General features: G+C 73.2%; 22 protein-coding genes and 1 pseudogene. 18 read left to right on the top strand and 5 right to left on the bottom strand.

Features of this window, described 5'->3' with window-relative positions:
• Positions 1 to 207: 207 nt before the first annotated feature.
• The 5 genes and pseudogenes from dprA to AB0O67_RS06680 form a co-directional block, all read right to left on the bottom strand.
• Positions 208 to 1,368 carry a DNA-processing protein DprA gene (gene dprA / locus AB0O67_RS06700; protein ID WP_365446894.1) on the bottom strand — a complete coding sequence of 387 codons (1,161 nt, stop codon included), beginning with the start codon at positions 1,366 to 1,368 and terminating at the stop codon, positions 208 to 210.
• A pseudogene (locus AB0O67_RS06695) lies at positions 1,365 to 2,012 on the bottom strand (ATP-binding protein); the annotation flags it as partial. The gene dprA and the pseudogene AB0O67_RS06695, both read right to left, overlap by 4 nt.
• Before the next feature lie 44 nt (positions 2,013 to 2,056).
• Positions 2,057 to 3,700 carry a recombinase family protein gene (locus tag AB0O67_RS06690; RefSeq protein ID WP_365446892.1) on the bottom strand — a complete coding sequence of 548 codons (1,644 nt, stop codon included), beginning with the start codon at positions 3,698 to 3,700 and terminating at the stop codon, positions 2,057 to 2,059.
• On the bottom strand, positions 3,697 to 4,044 hold the full coding sequence (locus AB0O67_RS06685; protein WP_365446890.1) for a hypothetical protein: 348 nt from the start codon (positions 4,042 to 4,044) through the stop codon (positions 3,697 to 3,699). Before AB0O67_RS06685 ends, AB0O67_RS06690 begins: the two co-directional genes overlap by 4 nt.
• 32 nt (positions 4,045 to 4,076) lie before the next feature.
• Positions 4,077 to 4,523: a helix-turn-helix transcriptional regulator gene (locus tag AB0O67_RS06680; RefSeq protein ID WP_365446889.1), complete on the bottom strand. Its 447-nt coding sequence runs from the start codon at positions 4,521 to 4,523 to the stop codon at positions 4,077 to 4,079.
• Positions 4,524 to 4,784: 261 nt separating this feature from the next.
• Between AB0O67_RS06680 and AB0O67_RS06675 the strand changes: the two genes are divergently transcribed.
• From AB0O67_RS06675 to AB0O67_RS06590, 18 genes are all read left to right on the top strand, one after another.
• Entirely contained in the window at positions 4,785 to 4,991 is a 207-nt protein-coding gene (locus AB0O67_RS06675) for an XRE family transcriptional regulator (protein WP_365446887.1), read from the top strand.
• Entirely contained in the window at positions 4,988 to 5,179 is a 192-nt protein-coding gene (locus AB0O67_RS06670; RefSeq protein ID WP_365446885.1) for a hypothetical protein, read from the top strand. Before AB0O67_RS06675 ends, AB0O67_RS06670 begins: the two co-directional genes overlap by 4 nt.
• 69 nt (positions 5,180 to 5,248) lie before the next feature.
• The gene (locus AB0O67_RS06665) at positions 5,249 to 5,632 is read left to right on the top strand and encodes a hypothetical protein (RefSeq protein WP_365446883.1); all 384 of its coding nucleotides are present in this window, start codon (positions 5,249 to 5,251) and stop codon (positions 5,630 to 5,632) included.
• Positions 5,629 to 6,012: a hypothetical protein gene (locus AB0O67_RS06660; protein WP_365446882.1), complete on the top strand. Its 384-nt coding sequence runs from the start codon at positions 5,629 to 5,631 to the stop codon at positions 6,010 to 6,012. Before AB0O67_RS06665 ends, AB0O67_RS06660 begins: the two co-directional genes overlap by 4 nt.
• Entirely contained in the window at positions 6,009 to 7,157 is a 1,149-nt protein-coding gene (locus tag AB0O67_RS06655) for a Rad52/Rad22 family DNA repair protein (RefSeq protein WP_365446880.1), read from the top strand. The genes AB0O67_RS06660 and AB0O67_RS06655 overlap by 4 nt, the downstream gene beginning before the upstream one ends.
• On the top strand, positions 7,154 to 7,783 hold the full coding sequence (locus tag AB0O67_RS06650; RefSeq protein ID WP_365446878.1) for a hypothetical protein: 630 nt from the start codon (positions 7,154 to 7,156) through the stop codon (positions 7,781 to 7,783). The genes AB0O67_RS06655 and AB0O67_RS06650 overlap by 4 nt, the downstream gene beginning before the upstream one ends.
• Complete coding sequence (locus AB0O67_RS06645) at positions 7,780 to 8,556, top strand: DNA methylase (RefSeq protein WP_365446876.1); 777 nt, start codon at positions 7,780 to 7,782, stop codon at positions 8,554 to 8,556. The genes AB0O67_RS06650 and AB0O67_RS06645 overlap by 4 nt, the downstream gene beginning before the upstream one ends.
• On the top strand, positions 8,553 to 8,702 hold the full coding sequence (locus AB0O67_RS06640) for a hypothetical protein (RefSeq protein ID WP_365446874.1): 150 nt from the start codon (positions 8,553 to 8,555) through the stop codon (positions 8,700 to 8,702). Before AB0O67_RS06645 ends, AB0O67_RS06640 begins: the two co-directional genes overlap by 4 nt.
• Positions 8,703 to 8,770: 68 nt before the next feature.
• Positions 8,771 to 9,673 carry a hypothetical protein gene (locus AB0O67_RS06635; protein WP_365446872.1) on the top strand — a complete coding sequence of 301 codons (903 nt, stop codon included), beginning with the start codon at positions 8,771 to 8,773 and terminating at the stop codon, positions 9,671 to 9,673.
• A gap of 5 nt (positions 9,674 to 9,678) precedes the next feature.
• Positions 9,679 to 10,419, top strand: a complete 741-nt coding sequence (locus AB0O67_RS06630) for a cell surface glycoprotein (protein ID WP_365446870.1) — start codon at positions 9,679 to 9,681, stop codon at positions 10,417 to 10,419.
• Complete coding sequence (locus AB0O67_RS06625; RefSeq protein ID WP_365446868.1) at positions 10,416 to 10,976, top strand: hypothetical protein; 561 nt, start codon at positions 10,416 to 10,418, stop codon at positions 10,974 to 10,976. Before AB0O67_RS06630 ends, AB0O67_RS06625 begins: the two co-directional genes overlap by 4 nt.
• Entirely contained in the window at positions 10,973 to 11,125 is a 153-nt protein-coding gene (locus tag AB0O67_RS06620) for a hypothetical protein (RefSeq protein ID WP_365446866.1), read from the top strand. Before AB0O67_RS06625 ends, AB0O67_RS06620 begins: the two co-directional genes overlap by 4 nt.
• Positions 11,126 to 11,261: 136 nt before the next feature.
• Positions 11,262 to 11,783 (top strand): HNH endonuclease signature motif containing protein, encoded by a 522-nt coding sequence (locus tag AB0O67_RS06615; protein WP_365446864.1) that lies wholly within the window; start codon positions 11,262 to 11,264, stop codon positions 11,781 to 11,783.
• The gene (locus AB0O67_RS06610) at positions 11,783 to 12,268 is read left to right on the top strand and encodes a single-stranded DNA-binding protein (RefSeq protein ID WP_365446862.1); all 486 of its coding nucleotides are present in this window, start codon (positions 11,783 to 11,785) and stop codon (positions 12,266 to 12,268) included. Before AB0O67_RS06615 ends, AB0O67_RS06610 begins: the two co-directional genes overlap by 1 nt.
• An 88-nt stretch (positions 12,269 to 12,356) precedes the next feature.
• Complete coding sequence (locus tag AB0O67_RS06605; RefSeq protein WP_365446860.1) at positions 12,357 to 13,010, top strand: hypothetical protein; 654 nt, start codon at positions 12,357 to 12,359, stop codon at positions 13,008 to 13,010.
• A complete protein-coding gene (locus AB0O67_RS06600) occupies positions 13,007 to 13,156 on the top strand; it encodes a hypothetical protein (RefSeq protein WP_365446858.1) in 150 nt (49 codons plus the stop codon). Before AB0O67_RS06605 ends, AB0O67_RS06600 begins: the two co-directional genes overlap by 4 nt.
• On the top strand, positions 13,153 to 14,295 hold the full coding sequence (locus tag AB0O67_RS06595; RefSeq protein WP_365446856.1) for a hypothetical protein: 1,143 nt from the start codon (positions 13,153 to 13,155) through the stop codon (positions 14,293 to 14,295). Before AB0O67_RS06600 ends, AB0O67_RS06595 begins: the two co-directional genes overlap by 4 nt.
• Complete coding sequence (locus AB0O67_RS06590; RefSeq protein ID WP_365446854.1) at positions 14,292 to 14,546, top strand: hypothetical protein; 255 nt, start codon at positions 14,292 to 14,294, stop codon at positions 14,544 to 14,546. The genes AB0O67_RS06595 and AB0O67_RS06590 overlap by 4 nt, the downstream gene beginning before the upstream one ends.
• Positions 14,547 to 14,559 lie beyond the last annotated feature (13 nt).

The following is a 14,559-nucleotide window of genomic DNA, read 5'->3' as shown; positions in this document are numbered from 1 at the left end:
GTTGCCGGACTGTGTCTGGATCCACGTGAGCGTAGCGTGACTGAAGAGTCGCGGTGTGCGAAGGACGGGGGCGGCGCCGTGCGCAGAAACGTTCCACGGGGCGCTCCACCGGGGCATGGCGGTCGCTCTCCGTGACCGCCATGACCAGCCCAACTGCCGGATTTCGCAAGGACATCGGGATTCCCCCGGACGGCCGAACACGCTCGGTCAACATACGTCCCGTCCACCGCGAAGGGAGATCATCGCCTGGCGTGTCAACTTCCAGCCATCGCCGTGTCGTTCGACGTAACCAAGTGCCCGGAGTTCGTACAGCCTCGCGATCGCGTCGTCCTCGGTCGTCGGCACTCCCCTGGCGATGTCCGCGACGGTGGCATCCCCGTGCCCGGGCACTGCGGCCAGGACATGCCGAACACCGGCCGGCAGCAGGTCGCGCGGCAGTACCGGCCCGCGCCTGTCGGGCGCCAGCTCACCCATGTCGCCGACCAGCTCGACCACCTCGGCGGCGTCGGTGACCAGCGTCGCCTCTCCGCGCAGCAGTTCGTGCACCCCCGCCGACTGCGCACTGGTGGCCGGCCCGGGGACGCCCATGGTGTGCCGCCCCAGCCGCTGCGCCGCCCGCGCCGTGACCAGCGAACCGCTGCGGAGCGCGGCCTCGACGACCACGGTCCCCCGGGTCAGCGCGGCGATCACGCGGTTGCGCACGATGAACCGGCTGGGCGTCGGATGGTCCCCCGGCGGCAGCTCGCCCAGCACCAGCCCCTGCTCGGCGATTCTGCCGATCAGCCGCGTGTGCCCGCGGGGATAGGGCCGGTCGACACCGCAGGCCAGCACGGCGACCGTGGCTCCGCCGGCGCCGAGGGCACCCCGGTGGGCGGCGCCGTCGACACCGTAGGCGCCGCCGGAGACGACCACCCAGCCGCGCTCGGCGAGGCCGGCGGCGAGGGTGACGGCCATGTGGGCACCGTATTCGGTGCAGGCGCGGGCACCCACGACGGCGACGGACCGAAGCGCCCACATCCGCAGGCCGGCCGGTCCTCGCACCCAGAGCCCCAGTGGCCGGCCGTCCCGGAGGTCGTCGAGCTGCCCGGGCCACTCCGCCGTCCCCGGACGCACGAACCGCACCCCTGCCGCCCCGGCCGCCTCAAGGTCCCGCTCCGGTTCGACCAGCCGGGCTCGCGCCCGCATCCCGGCCCACCGCTTCTCGCTCACCCCCGCCAGGGGCGCCCCCTCACCGCGTAGGCGCCGCACCACCTCGCCGACCCCCAGCTCGCGCACCCACCGTCCGGCCACCTCGTCGCCGGGCTCCAGCACCCGGGTGAGGAAGATCCGCCCCAGCAGCTCGTCGTCCGGATCGCCGACGCCGGTCACGTCAGCGCCCCGATGGCCATCGGGGCGCCGCGCGGCACGCCGGTGCGCAGTTGCAGTGCCAGGGCCACGTCCGTCGCGCCAGGCCGGTCGTGCCCCACGAGGTCCGCCACGGTCCAGGCGACGCGCAGGACCCGGTCGAGTCCGCGGGCCGTGAGCACGCCACGCTCCAGATTGCGCTCGGCCTCGTCCATCGCGCCGATCTCGGCGTACCAGCGGCTGCGCAGCTCCCTGCCGGGCACCTCGCCGTTCGTCCGCCAGGGAGTGCCCGCGAGGCGGGCGGCCGCCCGTTCCCGGGCGGCGCGCACCCGGTCCGCGACAGCCACGGAGGGTTCGCCGCGAGCCCCGCGATCGGTGAGCTCGGCCCGCGTGACGCGGTCGACCTCCACGCGGAGGTCGACCCGGTCCAGCAGCGGACCCGAGAGCCGGGCCGGGTAGCGGCGGATCGCGGAGGGCGGGCACACGCACAGGTCGTCCCGCCGGGAGAAGCGCCCGCACGGGCACGGGTTGGCGGCGAGCACCATGAGGAACCTGGCGGGGAACCGGACCACCCCCGCGCTGCGGGCGACCACGACGTGCCCCGCCTCCAGGGGCTGTCGCAGGGCGTCGAGTGCCTGGCCGCTGAACTCCGGTGTCTCGTCGAGGAACGAGACGTGTAAAACAAGTGGCTACGTCTAGTGAGTGCGGAGCGTTAGGGGGTGTCGTCCGCCCAGGGGTCCGGCTCCCACACAGGGTGAATCTCGATGGTGGTCATGCCGCTGCCCCTCTTCCCCCGTGTCCCCTTGGCGCCGCGCGTGATGACCACTCGCCGAACCAGGGAGCGAAGAATGCCGTTCTTCTCTGCCGGCTGGAAGGTGTCCCATTCAGCGAGCAAGCCAACGGCAAGCGGAACAAGATCCGCCTTGACGGGCGCGGCCTCGACCGCGGCGAGGGCTTCGAGCGCTTCCGCGGCGGCTGCCTTCTGCTGCACCAGCACTTCGCGCGCCCGCTCGAACACGCCATCGGGGTACGACTCCGGATTCTTGGCGCGGTCGACAGCGAGGTTCGTCAACGCGTTCGTGAGACGCGTGTGTTCCGCCTCCAGCCGCGCCCGCTCGCGCGCCTGTCGAGCCGGCGAATCGTCAGTCGGCGGCGCGGGTGGCGCGACGGGCGCGGCGTCGTCGACCTCTGGGGCCGCCTCGCGCGCGAGCCACATTTTCACCTCGTCCTCGACGATGAGCCGCTGAATCCAGACCGGGTTATCGCACAAGCCGTTCCGGCTCTGCCCGCACGCGAGGGCGTAACCGAGTATCTGCCCTGTTGCGCGACGGGCCGAGGTCGCCGCCGCGCCTTGGCGGCATCCGCCGCAGCGAGCGAGCCCGGTAAGGGCGTACGTAGGGTTGCGGACGCGGGGCGTCATCCGGCGCCGCTCGGCTACGTGCGCTTCGTACCTCTCCCATGTCTCTGGGGTGATGATGGCTTCGTGCGCTCCGTCTATGTGTATCCAACGGGTGCAGGTTCCGCCGTTGGCCGTGTAGTCGCACCGGCAGTCGGGGTGATGGATGCGGAGCAGGCCGGCGGGAAAGCCGGCCAGCATGTAGTTCCGCAGACTGTCGGCTCGCCACGGGTTCCCGTCTCCGGTGCGGTATCCGAGGCCGTTAAGCCATCCGGCGAGAGTGCCATACCCGTCTGGTTGGGGCTGGCCGTCGCCGAGTTTGCGTGCCCACAGTGTCTCTATGTGCGCACGCGCGCTTTCATCGACTTCGTACCACTCGCGTTGAGTTGCCCACTCCCCCAGGATGGTGGGGTGAGGGATGCGGCGAGGGTGCCATATGTAGCCGAGGCGCCGGCCGCCTGTCGCGGGCAGTCCGTGAGCCCGGCGCCACTGGTGGGTTTCCTTCCACTGCTCGCCGGCGCGGTCGCTTTCGAAAGCCGCGAGGTCGAACAGGATGCGCCGGTTGAAGCGCCCCACAGCGGTTCGGGCGTCAACATCTTCCGTGGCCGAGATGAGGTCCCCGCCGGCCCTCTCGACGCGTGCGAGGTTGATCGCGATGCCGGTGTCGTTGCGGCCGAAGCGTGAGAACTTCCAGACGACGATGCCGCGGACCTCGCCGGCTTCGACTCGACGGATGCACCCCATGATCTTGCGCTTGAAGTTGCGGCCGGTCACGTCCGGGTCTTCGACGTACTCGATGACTCGGCGCGGTCCCCTCTTCTCCCACGCCTGAATAGCGGTGCGCTGTAGGTCGAGACTGATCTTGTCCTCACGCCAGGTAGAGACGCGCAGGTAGGCGAGCCACTTTTCCTCGGCGGGGTCGGGCGGCAAGCCGCGGAACGTTTCGAGTGTCTGTGTCACTGGGCCTTCCGTTCAGGTGCCGTGGACTGGTGCGGGCGCAGTGTGATCACGTTGCCCGCGACCCGCTCGGCGCGGTCCCGGTGGCCACCGCGGCGCGGTGCGGGTGCGTCGAGCAGGCCGCGCGCAACGTGGTCGAGGGCGCGCATGTAGCCGGCCTGATCGGCGGCGGTGAGCTGGTCTTCACTGACGCGCTGGGAGTTGTGCACGGCACGGATGATGAGCAGGGGTACGGCGGTCAGGACCATGAACAGCCCTGCCCGCCAAAGGTCGTCGTTGTTGCCGAGAAGTCCAATGACGCCGCAGGACAGTCCCACCATGAGCAGGGTGATAGCGAAAACGGGCATGTACCGGTGCGTCACTGCTGTGCCTCCGTGCGTCAGTTCTCGGCGATGTGGTCCTCGCCGTTCTCGGCTCGCTGCTTGCGCAGGGTTTCGGTCATGGAGACGAACAGCTCGACTTTCTGGGGGTCGGTGATTCCCAGTTCCTCGGCTGCTGCCTCGGGGGTCAGAGGGTCGGGTCGCGGGCCCTGCTGCCGGATGGCGTGCAACACGTCGCGGGTGAGGATTCCGGCGGCGACCAGGACCTCGGCGAGCGGGAGGTCGAGGGTTTCGGCGAGCGTTTCGAGGACGCGCGTTTCTGGGGCGCCCTGGCCGCGAAGCATGCGGCTGATGGACGACTGTGCGATACCCGAGTCAGCCGCGAAGCGCGTTTGCCCGCCGCCCCTAGGTCGCAGGTCATAGCCGCGGCGTTCGAGTTGATCTCTCAGCCAGTCGGCGAACTCTTCGGGCGTCGCCCTCTTCCTTGGGGGGTTCGTTCGATCCATGGATGGAACATACCGCGCGTGAATGGTGGCGACTACATGATCGCTTGAACCTGACCGGAACATGCCCGTATGCCACGGTTCACCCCCCTGACGTGCGGCGATGCATTCGAACAGGTGACCGATTGTTGTCGGGCATATGCCGTCTGTCAACAAACTTTGGAAGATCCCTCTCCGCATGCATATGCCGACCGAACGCCCGTCCATCGTGCTAACGTTCCATCCGTGGATAGATCAAACCATCCACGGAAGGATGATGCTCGTATGTACGACCGCGCCGCCCTGGTCACCGCCGCACGAGCAGCAGGTGACCGCAATCCTTCAGACACGGCAAGACGGTTGAAGGTTGCACGTAATACCGCATGGCGTCTGTGGAACGGACACACCGCCCCAAGTGCCGCCCTCGCCGCGGCAGTTGAGGAGCACTACGGCGTAACCGCTGGTCAACTGGTCAAGCGGGCCGCCGCATGAACGGCGAGATCATCCCCCGCGAACAGGCCATCGCGAACGCCCGGCGGGTGCTCGACGCCGCCCGGCACCGCCGCGACCGCGACCGCGCCGCCGGCCGCCTCGCCCCCGAGGTCGAACTCATCTTGCGCCGCCTCGAACGCCAGCAGCGCCAGCAGGCGCCCGCCGTCGAGCACCGCGCCGCCGCCTGAAAACGCCGAGGGCCGCCCGGATGCGACCCGGACGGCCCTCGCCCGACCGAACCCCAAGAGGTACCGATCGTGAACACCCCCCAGATTACCCGCCGCCCTCGCGCCGTCCTCGCCATCAAGGGCGCCCAGCGCGCCCGTGCGCGGACCCGCTTCGTCCGCGTCGTCGCGCGACAGCTCGACCAGATCGCCCCCGGCACTATTCGCGTGCACACCACGCCGACCACACACCACGGCCGCGCGACCCGGGCCGTCGTCCTCTACTCCGCGTCGGGCACCCTCCCGACGACGCGCGAGCAGCGCAGCGCCGCTTACGGCCTGCTCAGTCGCGCATTCCCCGAGGCCGATTGGGACCGCGCCCGCACGTATGACGCCGCAACCGGCGTCCTCGCCGTCGACGAGCCGACCGCGCCGGCCGCCCTCGGCCTCGACGCCGTCGAGGGGGCCGCCCAGTGATCCGCCCCCAGCTCTCCGCCGACGGCCGCGCCGTCCGCCTGCCGATCGCCGCCCGCGCCGAGTCCCTGCTCGACGACCTCGCCCTCGCGTTCGTCGAGGACCCCGACACGCTCGGCGCCCTGCTCACCGAGCACGGCGAGAACGTGCGCGCCCTCGACCACGCGATCTACGGGCACGACGTGCCCGAGTACGACCGCGCCATGCGGGCCGCCACCGCCGACGGGAGCCGCGAGGCCCTGGTCGACGAGGTGCCGCTCGCCGGCGCCCTCGACGACCTGCTCGACCCCGACTCGGCGATCACCCTCGCGGGCCGTATCACCCGCCTCGCCGCCCACATACGCCACCGCAGCACCACCCCGGAAGGAACCGCGCGCCCGTGACCGTGACCACCCTCCCCACCGCCCTTACGGCGCCCGTCGAGCAGCCGCGCACGGCCGGGCCCCGGGACCTCGCGCCCGAGCAGGTAACGACCCTGCTCGCCCCGATCAACCCGTCGCGCGTGCAGAACCACCGCGGACAGTCGCACGTCGAGGCGTGGGACGTGCGCCGATGGCTGAACCGCGTGTTCGGTTTCGGCGGGTGGAGCGACGAAACCCTCGAACTCGCATGCGTCGCACAGGTCGAGGTGAGCCCCGGCCGCTGGACCGTCGTCTACCGCGCACAGGTGCGCCTCACGGTGCGCACCCCCGACGGGCGCACCCTGTCGTCGTGGGACGACGCCGCATCCGGCGACGCCCCGAATCAGAAGGCCCTCGGCGACGCCCACGACATGGCGATGAAAACGGCCCTGTCACAGGCGTTGAAGCGGTGCGCGACCAACCTCGGCGATCAGTTCGGCCTCAGCCTCTACAACGACGGATCGCGTCGCCCGGTCGTGCAGTGGTCGGCCGTGCACACCGCGCCGAAGGACCCCGAGGCCGCCGCCGCCGAGGACGAGCCGGTGAAGCCCGAGCCGGCGCCCGAGGGCGTCGACCAGGCCCCGGCCGCCGAGCAGGGACCGGCCGAGGCCGAGCAGCAGCCGCGCCGCAGCAACCGCGCCGAGCCGGGCCCGTGGGAGCAGGCGCCCCGGCAGCAGCAGGAGCAGCAGCAGGGCGGGCCGTCCGTCGACTACGTCGCCAAGGCCAAGGCCGCCAAGACCGCCGCCGCCGTCCGCAAGCTGTACGACGCCGCCAAGGCCGAGGGCGCCCCGGCGCCCTACCTCGCCCAGCTCGCCGAGATCGGCGCCACCAAGCCGGGCGCCAAGGCCCGGAAGAAGGCCGCGCCCCGGAAGAAGGCCGAGCCGGCCCCGGCCGCGGGCACCAGCTCGCCCCCGCAGCAGGAGACGCCGCAGCAGGCAGAGGAACACGTGATGGCCGTCGCCGAGGTGTTCGAGGCCGCCCGGGGCGCCGGCGTCACCGACCTCGCCGAGGTCGAGGCCCTGTTCGCCTCCCGGTTCGGCTGCAAGCCGACCGACGCCACCCTCGCCCAGTTGCGCGAGATGCGCGACGACCTGATCGACGCCGCCGAGGAGACCGCCGCAGCATGAGCACCACGACCGAGACCCACGACCAGGACGTCGACCAGGCCGCCGCCGAGCAGCCCGTCGAGTCGCTGCGCGACCTCGCCGTCGAAGAGGCCGCCCTCGACCTGCTCGCCGCCCGGGTGGCCGCCGCCAAGAAGAACGTACGGGCCCGCATGCAAACGGCCCTCGACCGCGCCGCCAAGCGCGACGGCGTCGACCGCGTCGCCGCGGAACTCCCCACCGGCCAGACCGTCGCCACGATCTCACTCCGTAAGGGCACCGTCGGCCCCGTCGTTACCGACCCCGAGGCGTTCGCCCGATGGGTCGCCCGTCGGTGGCCCGAGCAGCGCCAGGAGTTCACCGAAACCCGCGTCGTGCGCACCGTCAAGGAGTGGCGGGCCGCCGAGCTGGTCGCCGAAATGGCCGCCCTCGACCTGTCCCTCGACGGGAAGGGCACCCGCCCCGCCCTGTGGCCCGACCCGGACACGGGCGAGCTGGTCGAGGTGCCCGGCGTCCTGATCAAGCCGACCAGCGCCCGCACCCACTCTCTGACGTGGCGCGCGGGTGGCAAGGACGCGACGGCCGAGGCGTGGCGTACCGGCACCCTCGCCCGACAGTTCGCCGCGATCACCACCGGGGGCGAGAAGTGACGTCCGCCGTCCTCGACCGGCCGGGCACCGCCCACGTGCCCGGCCAGTTGGACCACTCCCAGGCGTCGAGCCGTACCGGATTCCCGCTCCCCGCCCGCCCGTGGAACGGCCTTACCGTCCTCGACGCGTGTTGCTGCGCGGGGGGTGCCGGCATGGGTTGGTACCTCGCCGGGTGGGACGTCGTCGGCGTCGACCGGGACGACCAGCCGAACTACCCGTTCGCGTTCATCCGCGGCGACGCGGTCGAGTACATCCGGGCACACGGCCACGAGTACGACCTCATACACGCGTCGTGGCCGTGCCAGTACGGCGCCGCGATCACCAAGGGCACGAACCGGCACCTACGCGACCAGTACCCGAACCTGATCGGTCCCGGCCGCGAGGCGATGCTCGCCGCCGGCCGGCCGTTCCTGATCGAGAACCCGGACGCGCGCCCCGACGTCGTCCTGTGCGGCACGATGTTCGGTCTGCCGATCCTGCGGCACCGCAAGTTCGAGGCCGAGGGATGGTTCCCCCTCGCGCTCCCGCACACCCCGCACCGCGGGCGCGTGCGCGGGTGGCGCCACGGCAAGCACTACGACGGCGAGTACGTCGCCGCGTACGGAAACGGGGGCGGTAAGGCCACCGTCGCCGAGATGCAGGCCGCTATGCGGATCACGTGGACCGACGTCCGGCACGAACTCACCGAGGCCATACCGCCGGCCTACACGCAGTTTCTCGGCGAGCAGGCCGCCGAGCAGATCCTCGCCGAGCGCTACGGGACGGCGGCATGAGCGCCGCGCCCCGCGAGGACGGCCCGCCGCGGTGCGAGTACGGCAACCCGCAGTGTGGCGCCCGCCCGGCCCGCCCGTACCCGTGCGGCTGGAAGTGCGACGAGCACCAGCCGGCCCGCACCCACCGCCGCCGTCCCACCCCCTGAACGGCCCCGGGGCGAGGTGCCCCCGAACCCTCGCCCCGGGCGCCCCAGCACGACAGGAGCGACACCCCGTGACCCTCGACGCCATGGATTGGGTGTGGACCCGCGCGAAGTCGCGCGGGAACGCCCGCCTGGTCCTGCTCGCCGTCGCCGACGCCGTCACCGGCCCCGAGGCCACCGCCCGCATGGGCACGGCCGAGATGATGCGCCGGCTGAACGTGTCCCGCTCGACCGCGCGGGCCGCCGTCGACGCCGCCCTCGCCAGTGGCGAACTGGTCGAGGACGAGCCCGCCAAGGGCAGCCGCGCGACCCGCTACAAGATCCCCGGGGCCGTCAACTACGCCCGCACGTACCGCGCTACCGGGCCGGAATCCGGCCCCATAGCCGAGAAGACCCCCGGGCCGGAATCCGGCCCCCTACCGGCTACCGGGCCGAATCTCGGCCCCTCTACCGGGCCGGAGTCCGGTCCCCCCGCGGAGACCCCGGAGACCCCTTACCGGGCCGAATCTCGGCCCCTTTGGGGGCCGGATTCCGGCCCCCATCACCCACCCATAGAGGGATTGAGTGAAGGAGGGAGGGAGCGCGCCCGCGGCGAGGTCGCCGTGATCCCCGAGTTCGCGCGCCCCCTGGTCGACCAGATCACCGCCGCGGGCGTCCTGGTCGCGTGGAACCTCGCCCCGGCCGAGTGGTTCATGGTCGACGCCCTGGTGAAGCGGTCCGGCCTCGACATGCTCGCCACCGCCGCCGTGCAGGCCGCCGCCCGTAACCGCCGAGGCGTGTCGCACGCCCGGTACTTCCTGCGGGCGTGGCAGTCGCTACCGCCCGCCCCCGAGCCCGGCACCGTCCCGGCCGCCGCCCCGGCCGCGCCCGCCCGCTCGAACGTCGTTCCCTTCCCGTCCGCCGCCGCCGACCGCCCCGGCCGCGCCGCCCAGGCCGCCGACTGGTACGCCGACCTACTCGCCGAGGAGCAGTGACCCCCATGAACCGTCGCGAGATTGCCGCCCTGCTCGCCTACGTCGACCGCCTCGACCCCACCCGGGCCCCTCAGTCGAAGTCCGCCGCCGGCGAACGGCTGGAGCAGTGGGCGACCCTGCTCGAACACGTCCCGGCGACCGCCCAGCACCCCGACGGCCCCGAGCGGTCGTGGGACGCCTCGCGGGTGGCCGCCCGGCACATCGCTACCTCGCCATACCCGATCAAGCCGTCGGACGTGGGCGCCCCGTGGGAGACCTACCGCGCCGACGTCGTCGGCCGGCACTGGGACCCCGCCCCGGCCGTCGACCCCGACAACGTCACCGCCTACCGCGCCGCACTCCGCAGCACCCGACAGGCCGTCGCCGTCGGTGCGCTCCCCCCGGCGCCTCAGCACGCCATCGAGGGCCGCCCGAGCCCGATACGGGCCGAGCGCGACGCCGAGGCCGCCCGCCGCCTCGCCGCCCTCGGTTCGTACGTGCCCCGAACCGTCGCCCAGCAGCTCGCCACGTACCGGCCGCACCGCGCCCAGCGTGAACGCCTCGCCGCCGCCAACCTCCCCGACGCCCTCGACGTCGAGTGCACGTGGTGCGGGGCGACCGCCGGCCAGCCGTGCCGTACCCGCAACATCCGCCCCGGCAAGGACCCGCAGCAGCGGGCCCGCGCCCGCCGCGACCCCCACCCGTCCCGCGTCGAGGACGCCCAGGCCCACCACGCCCGCCGCCAGGAGCAGGAGACCGCAGCATGAGCCCCACGCCGAAGCAGCAGCGCACCCACCGCCGCCGGGCCGTCCCCCGCGACCGGACGAAGAACGTCACTCAGTGGCGCGTCGAGGCGTCGTGGGACCACCGCCCCGACGACCCGGTCGTGATCCGGACGTCGGACAAGAAGCGGGCCCGGAAGGCATTCCGCGGCCTGCTCGCCAAGGGCGCATACGTGATCTTCCAGGAACACGCCGGGTGGGACAGGTGGCGCACCGTCGACGAGCAGAACGGCGCCGCCCTGCTCGCCGAGACCGCCGCCGAGCAGCAGCTCGCCGCCGCCGGCCACCCGCGGACCCCCGACGACTACCGGCCCGACGCCGACGACCGTCACCGGACGTGGCTCGCCCGCATGGAGGCCCGCGCCGAGGTCGAGCAGCAGCTCGCCGAGCAGGCCGAGCGCGAACGCGCCGAGGCCGACGCGCGCCGCCGCCGACTCGCCGCCGAGGCCACCCGCGACGCCCGCACGCTCATGTCGCCCCCGGCGATCGTCCGGCCCGAACACCGGCAGCGCGCCCGGCACATCACCGGGGCGCAGCGATGATTCCCGACGCCGCCCTCGCCGTCGTCCGGGCCGCCGTCGAGGATGCCCAGCGCGAGCACGACCAGGCCGAGGACGCCGTCGAGCGCATCGTCGCCGAGCTACGCGACCACGGGTGGACGATCGCCCCGCTCGACCAGCACGCAGCCTGACCCCTCAGCACCCGGGGGCGAAACCGATCGAACAAGGGTCGCCCCCGTGCTGTATCTTCCATCCATGGATGGATTGATCCATCCGTGCAAGCACATCCCGTAGACCCGCCGCACATCCCCCGGAGGTACGTCACGCATGGCACGCAGCACGCCGGCCGAACGGTTCGCCGCCAAGACGACCCCCGGGCCCATCCCTGCCGGCCCCAACACCCCCGACACGCCGTGCCTGTTGTGGCCCGAGGGCAGCCTCGACCGCGACGGTTACGGCCGTTTCTGGGTCGACGGCCGAGTCGTCCCCGCCCACCGCTGGTCGTACGAGCAGAAGCGCGGGCCCATACCCGCCGGCCTCGAACTCGACCACACGTGCAGCGTCCGCCGATGTGTCGCCGACGACCACCTCGACCCCGTCGACCACCGAACCAACGTGCTCCGCTCGACCGGCCCGTCGGCCGTCAACGCCCGCCGCACCACGTGCAAGAACGGCCACGACCTCACCGACCCCGCCAACGTCCACGTGAGCTACCCCCCGTCGCACCCCAACGGGATGCGCAAGTGCCGCACGTGCGCCCGCGACCGCGCCCGCCGCACCCGCGAGCCCCAGCTCGCCACCGTCGCACCGATCCCCACCCGCACCACCCCCGAGAGGACCGCCGCGTAATGGCTGGAGAGACCCCGATCACCGTCGTCGGGAACATCGTTGCCGACCCCGAGTTGCGATTCACCCCCGGAGGCGCCGCCGTCGCGAACTTCCGGATCGCCTCGACCCCCCGCACGTTCGACCGCACCACCAATGAATGGAAGGACGGCGACACGCTCTTTCTCGGCGTGTCCGTGTGGCGCCAGCAGGCCGAGCACGTCGTCGAGTCCCTGCACCGCGGCGACCGCGTGATCGTCGTCGGATACCTCGCACAGCGCCAGTACGAGAAGGACGGCGAACGCAAGTCCTCATACGAGGTCAAGGCCGAGGAAGTCGGCCCCGCGCTCAAGAACGCGACCGCCCAGGTCACCAAGGCCAACGGCCAGCAGCAGCGCGCCCAGAGCTACGGCCAGCAGGCCCCCCAGCAGGGCTACGGAGCGCCCCAGGGCGACCCGTGGGCGCAGCAGCAGCCGCAGCGTGGCTACAGCGACGAACCCCCCTTCTAGGGCCCCCGCCGCGACCGGACGCGGGCCCGCTCATGCGCGGGCGCGCACGCGTATACCTCCCACCACTGACACCAGGAGCGACCCCACCATGACCCGCATCCCCGACGCCGTCGCCGTCGCCTCGCTCGACACGCACCGCCTGATCGTCGCCGTCCCGAACGAGGGACCGGCCGAGGTGTCGTGCAACCTCCCCCGCCCCGTCGCCGCCGGCATCCTGCGACAGCTCGCCGCCGCCCTCGACGGCCCGGCCGGACGCTGCGACACCGCCGTCGCCACCGGCCGCCCGTGCCCCGTGCACGACGCGCCCACCACACCGCGCCCGTCCGGCCTCGACGCCCTGCTCGCCCACGTGGCCGCCGCCATGGCTCCGGACGACGACGAGCACCAGGCCGACGCGCTCACCGTCGCCGACGTGCGCGCCGCCCTCGACTTCAACGCCGAGGAGCGCGACCCCGCCCTCGCCACGCTCCGCGACGTCCTGCTCGACACCACCGCGACGCGCACGCCCGAGCAGGCCCTCGCCGCCGCCCGCGTCCTGCTCGAAGCGCACGCCCGACAGGTCGCCGCCCTGCTCGAAGCGCACTACCGCACCACCCGTACCCGGTTCGGACTCACCCGGTCGTCCCGCGGCCTGCTCACCGGCTACGAGGGCGCCCGGAAGATCGTCACCGCGTACGCCGACGGCCTCGCCGACGACCAGGCCCTCGCCGAGGCCGCCGAGCGCGAGCAGGCCACGCCGTGACCGAGGCCGCCGCCGTCGCGGCGAACGCCGCCGTTGCCGTCGTCCTGCTCGCCGCCTCGGCCCGCCTCATCGTGTGGGCCCTGTCCGGCGAGCCCGGCCGCGCCCACCACACCCAGCACGACGACCAGGAGCAGCCGCGCCCATGACCCGCCGCCCCTACCACCGCCCCCCAGAGGGCCGTAACCGCGACCGCACCGACCGGCGGGCCGTCGTCGACATCCTGCTCGCCCGTGCGCAGCGTGGCGCCCTGTCCCCGGCCGAGGGCGGCCTACTGGCCGAGCACACCCGCGAAGAGATACGCCTCGCCGACGAGAACCGCCGCGCCATGGCCGGCACCACCCAGGCCCTCGAACGCGCCCGCGCCCAGCGCGCCGCCGCAGAGGCCGCCATCGTCGAGGCCGAGCGCGACCGCGACCAGGCCGAGGAGCGCGCCAAGGAAGCCCAGCGCGTCGCCGCCGAGCAGCGCGCCGCCGTCGACCGCGTCCTCGCCCTGGTCGGCCGACACGACGCCGTACCGGCCGACGCCGTATGGGCCGCCGTCGACGCCGACCCCGTCGAGCACCGCACGGCCGTCGACCGCGCCCGCCGATGGAAGGACGCCCAGGGCGCCGCCCTCGCCGCCGTCTCCCGCGTGCGCGTCCTCGCCCAACGGATGCGCGCCGGCTCGCCCCAGGGCGCAGCAGCGATATACGCCGACCGCATCGAGCAGGCCCTCGACAACGACCGCCGCGCCCTCGACCCCGACACCGCGATACGCGCCCAGTTCCTCGCCGCCGCCGACTCGCCCGCGGCACGCCTCGCCGAGCAGCAGCGCGAGCACGACGTCGCCCTCGCCGCCTCGCGCCGGAACGTCGTCGAGGCATCCCGCGAGGCACGCGAGCAGCAGCGCCGGGCCGCCCGGTACCGCCTCGCATGGCTCGCCGCCCGCCGCGACCGCAAGGCGGACCGCGCCGCCATGGTCGCGGACCTCGCCACGCTGCGGGACGTCGAGCAGCAGCTCGCCACCGTCAAGGCCGAGCGCGACCGCCTCGGCCGCGACGTCGAGGCCATGCACGACGGCATCAACCAGGCCGCGCGCGAGGCGTTCGCCGAGCGCAAGCGGCACCGCGCCGAAGTGGAGGCCCTACGCGTCCGGTACGAGCAGCAGCTCGCCGACGTCCGGGCCGCACTCCCCGACGAGCCCCGGCCGCGCCTCGGACTCCCGAACGACCTCGCGTACCAGCACGGGCGGCACGACCTCGCCGCCGCCGTCCGCGACGCCCTCGACCAGGCGAGCCGGACGTGACCAGGCAGCAGCCGGCCCCGGCCGTCGACCCCGAGCAGGTGCGCGCCGCCGTCGAGCAGGTGCGCGCCGCGCTCAGGGCGTGGGCCGAGGCCGTCGCCCCCGCCGTTCGCGCCCTCGCCGAGCAGTTCGCCCAGCTCGCCGAGCACCTACGCGAGGCCGGCGTCGTCGACGACCAGGGCCGCCCCGCCCGCCGCGACCGCCCCGCATGGCAGAGCCCCTACGGGCCGCCGCCCCGCCGCCGTCAACACTGAGCACCAGGAGCAG

The organism is Streptomyces sp. NPDC086077 (assembly GCF_040686175.1).
GTDB lineage: Bacteria > Actinomycetota > Actinomycetes > Streptomycetales > Streptomycetaceae > Streptomyces.
Note: the sequence above shows the minus strand (reverse complement) of the source record. Positions and strands in the feature narration are given on the sequence as shown.

Excerpts from the sequence above, each read along its gene's own strand:
- AB0O67_RS06685 (WP_365446890.1), bottom strand. The coding sequence starts at position 4,044 with ATGCCCGTTTTCGCTATCACCCTGCTCATGGTGGGACTGTCCTGCGGC.
- AB0O67_RS06680 (WP_365446889.1), bottom strand. The coding sequence starts at position 4,523 with ATGGATCGAACGAACCCCCCAAGGAAGAGGGCGACGCCCGAAGAGTTC.
- AB0O67_RS06675 (WP_365446887.1), top strand. The coding sequence starts at position 4,785 with ATGTACGACCGCGCCGCCCTGGTCACCGCCGCACGAGCAGCAGGTGAC.
- AB0O67_RS06670 (WP_365446885.1), top strand. The coding sequence starts at position 4,988 with ATGAACGGCGAGATCATCCCCCGCGAACAGGCCATCGCGAACGCCCGG.
- AB0O67_RS06650 (WP_365446878.1), top strand. The coding sequence starts at position 7,154 with ATGAGCACCACGACCGAGACCCACGACCAGGACGTCGACCAGGCCGCC.
- AB0O67_RS06640 (WP_365446874.1), top strand. The coding sequence starts at position 8,553 with ATGAGCGCCGCGCCCCGCGAGGACGGCCCGCCGCGGTGCGAGTACGGC.
- AB0O67_RS06630 (WP_365446870.1), top strand. The coding sequence starts at position 9,679 with ATGAACCGTCGCGAGATTGCCGCCCTGCTCGCCTACGTCGACCGCCTC.
- AB0O67_RS06625 (WP_365446868.1), top strand. The coding sequence starts at position 10,416 with ATGAGCCCCACGCCGAAGCAGCAGCGCACCCACCGCCGCCGGGCCGTC.
- AB0O67_RS06620 (WP_365446866.1), top strand. The coding sequence starts at position 10,973 with ATGATTCCCGACGCCGCCCTCGCCGTCGTCCGGGCCGCCGTCGAGGAT.
- AB0O67_RS06615 (WP_365446864.1), top strand. The coding sequence starts at position 11,262 with ATGGCACGCAGCACGCCGGCCGAACGGTTCGCCGCCAAGACGACCCCC.
- AB0O67_RS06610 (WP_365446862.1), top strand. The coding sequence starts at position 11,783 with ATGGCTGGAGAGACCCCGATCACCGTCGTCGGGAACATCGTTGCCGAC.
- AB0O67_RS06605 (WP_365446860.1), top strand. The coding sequence starts at position 12,357 with ATGACCCGCATCCCCGACGCCGTCGCCGTCGCCTCGCTCGACACGCAC.
- AB0O67_RS06595 (WP_365446856.1), top strand. The coding sequence starts at position 13,153 with ATGACCCGCCGCCCCTACCACCGCCCCCCAGAGGGCCGTAACCGCGAC.